The following is a 6,394-nucleotide window of genomic DNA, read 5'->3' as shown; positions in this document are numbered from 1 at the left end:
GGTTGGGTGGCGGTGTGGCGGGGGCCCGCTGCGGTCCTCGGGAGGAGCGTGATGCGTAAGCGGCACGCCACGGCGATGACGGTGGCGACGATGCCGAGCACGCCGAGGATCACCCCTGTGACGGTCGCGACGGCCGCTCCAGCGCCTGCCTCGGCCAATCTGAAGGCGTAGTGGTACTGGAGGCTCGCGAGCGTCTCTGTGGACCGCTCAGGGCCTCCGCCGGTGAGCACCATGCCGTACGCGAACGTCTGGAGACCCATGGCCACGGTGGCGATCGCGACGAGCGCCCCCACGGCGAGCATCCCGGGCATGACGCTCCCGCCGGCGGGAGCGCGCAGGGCGGGCAGGAACGCCGTCACCGCGAGCGCGCAGACCACCCCGAACGTGGCGGCCGCGACGATCAAACGCAGTGTTCCGGGTGCCGTGGCCGCGTCGGTCAGCCCCTGGGCCAGGCTCACCACACCGGAGGTGTCGGTACGCAGCCCGCGCGTCCAGGCCACCGCCACCCCCACCGGGGAGAACGTGACGATGGCCAGAGAGAGCACGATCCGCCCGGCCCGACGGGGCCTGGTGCCGGCGCGGTCCAGCGCCAGGGCCAGCAGCGGCGCCACCACCACGGCGACCAGCAGCGGCGCCAGGGTCAGCGTGAGGGTGAAGCCGAGCGCGCGCCAGAAGCCGCTGTTGCCCAGCAGCTCGGCGTGGTTGGCCGTGCCCACGTCGACGCTCTCTCGCAGGACGCCTCCGCGCCGGAGGCCCGCCAGGACCGTCTGGACCGTGGGCAGGACCAGGGTGATGAGGGCGCCGAGAACCGCGGGCGCGGCCAGCAGCCAGCCGAGCGCCGGCGGGAAAGTCTGTGGAGGGGTGGGGGAGGTCACGTGGCCTGACCCTACGCCGCTCCGAGTCGTCCGCGCACGGATGGGAAGGCACCGCCGGAGCCTGCGCCCGATGGCGGCGGGCAGGGGCCATGGGCGCGTGTCCGCCACGCGGCACCGAAGTGCGGCCGGCCGATCAGCATGGCCTTTCGCCGGGTGCGCTCACACCTGCGCGTGAAGGGACGTGCGAGGGGACGTCAGTCGAGCGCCGCGAGCACGTCGTCGGAGACGTCGAAGTTGGCGTAGACGTTCTGGACGTCGTCGCTGTCCTCCAGCGCCTCGATGAGGCGGAAGACCTTCTTGGCACCCTCCTCGTCGAGCGGCACGCTCATCGAGGGCAGGAAACTCGACTCCGCCGAGTCGTAGTCGATGCCCGCGTCCTGCAGGGCTTTGCGCACCGGCACCAGATCGCCCGCCTCGGACACCACCTCGAACGAGTCGCCCAGGTCGTTGACCTCCTCGGCGCCCGCGTCGAGCACGGCCATCAGCACGGTGTCCTCGTCGAGGCCGTTCTTCGGCACGATGACGACGCCTTTGCGGTTGAACATGTAGGACACGGAGCCGGGGTCGGCCAGGGAGCCGCCGTTGCGGGTCAGCGCCACGCGCACCTCGGAGGCGGCGCGGTTGCGGTTGTCGGTGAGGCACTCGATGAGCACCGCGACGCCGCCGGGCGCGTAGCCCTCGTAGGTGATGGTCTGCCAGTCGGCGCCACCGGCCTCGAGGCCGCCGCCGCGCTTGCGGGCACGCTCGATGTTGTCGTTGGGCACGGAGTTCTTCTTCGCCTTGAAGATGGCGTCGAAGAGGGTGGGGTTGGCATCCGGGTCAGGGCCGCCTGTCCGGGCCGCCACCTCGATGTTCTTGATGAGCTTCGCGAACAGCTTGCCGCGCTTGGCGTCGAGCGCGGCCTTCTTGTGCTTCGTCGTCGCCCATTTGGAGTGGCCGGACATTACCTAGAGCTCCCTCAGCATGTCTACGAAGTAACGGTGCACGCGAGCGTCTCCGGTCAGCTCGGGATGGAACGACGTCGCGAGCAGCGGCCCTTGCCGGACCGCGACGATCCTATCCCCCGGCTCGCACCTGCCCAGCACATCGACGTCCGCGCCGACGGTTTCGACCCATGGCGCGCGGATGAAGACGGCGTGCACCCGCTGCCCCGCGAAGTCGAGATCCTCCTCGAAGGAGTCGACCTGACGGCCGAACGCGTTGCGTCTGACCACCATGTCGATGCCGCCGACGGTCTGCTGGCCGGGGACGCCGTCCTCGATCCGGTCGGCCAGCATGATCATGCCGGCGCAGGAGCCGTAGGCGGGCATGCCCTCCTTGATGCGCATGCGCATGGGCTCGAGCATGTCGAAGGTCTCGGCGAGCTTCCACATCGTCGTCGACTCGCCGCCGGGAATGACCAGGCCGTCGACCGCCTCCAGCTCGGCGGGCCTGCGCACGGCCGTAGCCCGCGCGCCCGCCTCCTGGAGCATGCGCACATGCTCGCGCACGTCGCCTTGGAGGGCGAGTACACCGATCGTGGGCACAGCAGATCCTTCCGTCCGGGTGCGGGTCCAGCTCATTCAACACCACGACGGGCCGGGATCTTCCTGGCGGGGCGCGCCGGCCGGGACGAGGGTCCCGGCCGGGCGCGTGGGTCACGGGCGCTCGGTCTCCAGGCGCACGGTCTCGTCCACGGTCATCGGCCGGCTGCGCGCGGCCGGGTCGAGCGGGCGCAGGTACGTCTGCTGCACACCGGGCACCCGGTCCTCGACCACGAACGTGGCCCGCGTGTACACCTCGCCCCCGGGCGTCTGCACCTGCGGCACCACCTTGAAGTCGGCCGTCATCTGCTCGCGCTCGATCTTCGTCAGCACGTAGCCGCGCTGGTTGTTGTAGAACTTCAGATGCGGGTTGATCTTCAGGAACGGGTGCGTCGCCGGGTCGGAGTCGGCGCCGTCCCCGCCGGTGGAGATCGAGGTGGCCACCAGTTCGGAGCCGACGGACGGTCCCGTCGGGTCGTCGTAGTCGAGCTTGAGGTCGCTGGCCCAGTGGGCGTGCACGTCGCCGGTCAGCACGACGGGGTTGCGCACCTCGGCATCGAGCCAGCCCTGGGTGATGCGCTTTCGGGAGGCGACGTAGCCGTCCCATGCGTCCTGGCTGGTGATCTTGGCAGGGCCGTCGTTGTTGTCGCGCTGGGCGAAGAACACCTGCTGGCCGAGGATGTCCCACTGCGCCCGCGAGTGCCGGAAACCGTCCAGCAGCCACGCCTCCTGCTCGGCGCCCGTGATGGAGCGGGCCGGGTCGACCGCGGCGGGGCAGTCCTTGTAGCCGTCGCCGCACCCCTGGTCGTCGCGGTACTGGCGGGTGTCGAGCATGTGGAAGGTGGCCATGCGACCCCACCGGATGCGGCGGTAGAGCTGCATGTCGATGCCGCGCGGGATGGAGGTGCGGCGCAGCGGCATGTTCTCGTAGTAGGCGCGGAAGGCGGCCTCGCGCCGGCTCAGGAAGCCCGGCTGGGGGATCTCGGGCTTCTCGGCCACCTCGTCGGCCCAGTTGTTGTCCAGCTCGTGGTCGTCCCACACCACCAGCCAGGGCGCGGCCGCGTGCGCGGCCTGCAGGTCTGGGTCGGTCTTGTACTGGGCGTGGCGCTGGCGGTAGTTGGCGAGGGTCTCGGTCTCGGGGCCCTCGTGGTCGCGGACGTTGCCGCCGGGGATGGTGTAGGTGTCCTTGGTGTACTCGTACTGGTAGTCGCCCAGGTGCAGGATCACGTCGGGGCGCTCCTCGGCCAGCCTGCGGTACGCCGTGAAGTAGCCGTGCTCGTACTGCGAGCAGGAGACGAACGCCATGGCCAGGGCGCCGCCGTACGACAGGGGATGCGGGGCGGTGCGGGCGCGGCCGAGCGGCGAGACGTACGGGCCGACGCGGAAGCGGTACCAGTAGTCCCGGTCGGAGCTCAGGTCCTTCAGCTCCACGTGGACGCTGTGCCCCCATTCGGGCGCGGCCACCGTAACGCCGCTGCGCACGACCTTGCGGGCGCGTTCGTCGGCGTACACCTGCCACAGCACGGGGAACGGCCGCTGCGGCATGCCGCCGAGCCCGTCCTCGGCCATCGGCTGCTGGGCGAGCCTGGTCCAGATGACGAAGCCCTCGTGGTCGGGGTCGCCCGAGGCGACGCCGAGGACGAAGGGGTCGGTGCGCAGCCCGCGCGAGGCGAGGCTCTGGGCGGATTCGGCGGCGGGGTCTGGGTCGGCGTGCGCGCCGGTCGCGGGGATCGCGGCGGCGGCGCCCGCCGCTAAACCGGTGACGAGGAAGTGCCGGCGGTTCAGCTTGGACACGTGAGGCTCCCGGACGATCAAGGGTGAGGGACGCCCGTAGCCTGACTCAGGATCATGACCAGAGGGTGAACAGCAGAACAGAAAAAGGCGACATCCTTCACGGATGCCGCCTCTTTCGGCGATATTCGCCGGGACTACCAGCCGCGCTCGGCGAGCCGGTGCGGCTGCGGGATGTCGTCGACGTTGATGCCGACCATGGCCTCGCCCAGGCCGCGGGAGACCTTGGCGATGACGTCGGGGTCGTCGTAGAAGGTCGTGGCCTTGACGATGGCCGCGGCGCGCTTGGCCGGGTCGCCCGACTTGAAGATGCCGGAGCCGACGAAGACGCCCTCGGCGCCCAGCTGCATCATCATCGCGGCGTCGGCCGGGGTGGCGATGCCGCCCGCGGTGAACAGCACGACCGGCAGCTTGCCGAGCTTCGCGACCTCCGCGACCAGCTCGTACGGCGCCTGCAGCTCCTTGGCGGCGACATACAGTTCGTCCTCGGGCAGCGAGGTGAGGCGCTTGATCTCGGCGCGGATCGTGCGCATGTGGGTGACGGCGTTGGAGACGTCGCCGGTGCCCGCCTCGCCCTTGGAGCGGATCATGGCCGCGCCCTCGGTGATGCGGCGCAGGGCCTCGCCCAGGTTGGTGGCCCCGCACACGAACGGCACGGTGAACTGCCACTTGTCGATGTGGTTGGCGTAGTCGGCCGGGGTGAGCACCTCCGACTCGTCGACGTAGTCGACGCCGAGCGCCTGCAGCACCTTCGCCTCGACGAAGTGGCCGATGCGGGCCTTGGCCATGACGGGAATCGACACGGCCTCGATGATGCCGTCGATCATGTCGGGGTCGCTCATCCTGGACACGCCGCCCTGGGCGCGGATGTCGGCGGGCACACGCTCGAGGGCCATGACGGCGACCGCCCCGGCATCCTCAGCGATCTTGGCCTGCTCGGGCGTGACGACGTCCATGATGACACCGCCCTTGAGCATCTCGGCCATGCCTCGCTTGACGCGGGCCGTTCCGGTGACGGGGCTGCTTTCTGGCGTGCTGCTGGACACGGTCTTCCTCACGGGCTCTCACGGCGAATCGGTATGTTCTCAAGCCCATCGTAGGTCCTGACGGACCCCTCCCCCGACATGCCAAGATGTCAGGATTTACCGCCTTACTTATACAAGCAGGACTATGGGATGACGGGCTTGCGGCTGGCGAGGGCGACCCAGACCTGGCCGGGCGCGAAGTTCATCGGCTCGCCGCTCTCCGTGGTGAACGTCGTGCCGTCCTTCTCCGATTCCCGCTCCCAGTTCGCCTTGTACGCCTTGCCTTCGCGCAGCACGATCGCCTTGCCCTTGCCCGTGGTGTGCACGAGCGGCGTGTAGCTGTCGTTGCTGTCATGGAACTGCGAGCGTTCGGTCTTGGTGTACTGGACGACGATCGTCGGCGCGCCGAGCTGCCCGCCCTCCGCGGCCATGTCCTTCTTGCCGTCCTGCCAGATCATCCATTTCTTCCTCGCCTCCGACCAGGCGAAGGTGAAGCGGGCCGCGGGCCACTTGACCGTGTACGACTTGCGCGGGACCCCGCCTTCCGCCGGCGCGTCGCCGAAGGTGAAGCCGACGTCCTTGGCCTTGCTCGCTTTGGGCGCCTCGGCCAGCAGCCGCTTGGTGTTGGCGAACAGGTTGTAAGGGGCGAAGCGGCCCGGCTCGCGGAAGTACGCGCCGGGGTTGCGCGAGTCGCCGACGTCGAACAACGACGCCTCGGCGATGAACGGCAACATCTTGGACTGCGCACCCGAGTAGGAGAAGGCGGGCTTGCCGAACTGCGGCGCGATGTGCAGGTCGGAGATGCGGGCGCTGCGCACCGGCCCCACCTTGGACGGCAGCCTGGAGGAGAAGATCGCCATGATCCGGGTCAGCCCGGCCTCGACCTGCTCGACGTAGACGATGTCGGCGCTCTTCAGGCCCTGCTGCGGCTTGCCCGCCGCGGTGTTCTCGATCTTCACCGCCAGCACGGGCTTGAGGACGTCGTACGGCTTGCCGGTGAAGGGATGGGCATTGACCTCGGCGGGCTCCTCGCTCGGCGCGACGGAGGCGGCTGCCTGCGGCACCTTGCCCGGCGCCGGCTCCTCGGAGGAACAGGCGGAGACAGGCAGGAGCACAGCCGCTCCGGCCAGCCAGATCGTGATCGTCCGGGATAGCCGCACCAGTAACACTCCTCGCCTTC

At 69.8% G+C, this 6,394-nt stretch carries 6 protein-coding genes; all 6 read right to left on the bottom strand.

Translation table 11 applies throughout. The features are described 5' to 3' along the window. The coding region (locus E1267_RS27710; RefSeq protein ID WP_132336518.1) for a sugar ABC transporter permease at positions 1-875 on the bottom strand (875 nt) is incomplete at its 3' end. Between the two features lie 194 nt (positions 876-1,069). Continuing rightward, complete coding sequence (locus E1267_RS27705; RefSeq protein ID WP_132336516.1) at positions 1,070-1,819, bottom strand: YebC/PmpR family DNA-binding transcriptional regulator; 750 nt, start codon at positions 1,817-1,819, stop codon at positions 1,070-1,072. Positions 1,820-1,822: 3 nt separating this feature from the next. After that, a complete protein-coding gene (gene pdxT, locus E1267_RS27700; RefSeq protein WP_132336514.1) occupies positions 1,823-2,437 on the bottom strand; it encodes a pyridoxal 5'-phosphate synthase glutaminase subunit PdxT in 615 nt (204 codons plus the stop codon). Positions 2,438-2,512: 75 nt separating this feature from the next. Beyond that, positions 2,513-4,192 carry an alkaline phosphatase D family protein gene (locus tag E1267_RS27695; protein ID WP_132336512.1) on the bottom strand — a complete coding sequence of 560 codons (1,680 nt, stop codon included), beginning with the start codon at positions 4,190-4,192 and terminating at the stop codon, positions 2,513-2,515. Between the two features lie 134 nt (positions 4,193-4,326). Continuing rightward, the gene (pdxS, locus tag E1267_RS27690; RefSeq protein WP_181957849.1) at positions 4,327-5,247 is read right to left on the bottom strand and encodes a pyridoxal 5'-phosphate synthase lyase subunit PdxS; all 921 of its coding nucleotides are present in this window, start codon (positions 5,245-5,247) and stop codon (positions 4,327-4,329) included. Positions 5,248-5,357: 110 nt separating this feature from the next. Further along, positions 5,358-6,374: a DUF3048 domain-containing protein gene (locus tag E1267_RS27685; RefSeq protein ID WP_132336508.1), complete on the bottom strand. Its 1,017-nt coding sequence runs from the start codon at positions 6,372-6,374 to the stop codon at positions 5,358-5,360. Positions 6,375-6,394: the final 20 nt, after the last annotated feature.

Source organism: Nonomuraea longispora (assembly GCF_004348345.1).
Taxonomy (GTDB): Bacteria; Actinomycetota; Actinomycetes; order Streptosporangiales; family Streptosporangiaceae; genus Nonomuraea; species Nonomuraea longispora.
The sequence above is the reverse complement of the archived record's forward strand: the minus strand, read 5'-3'. Positions and strand labels throughout refer to the sequence as shown.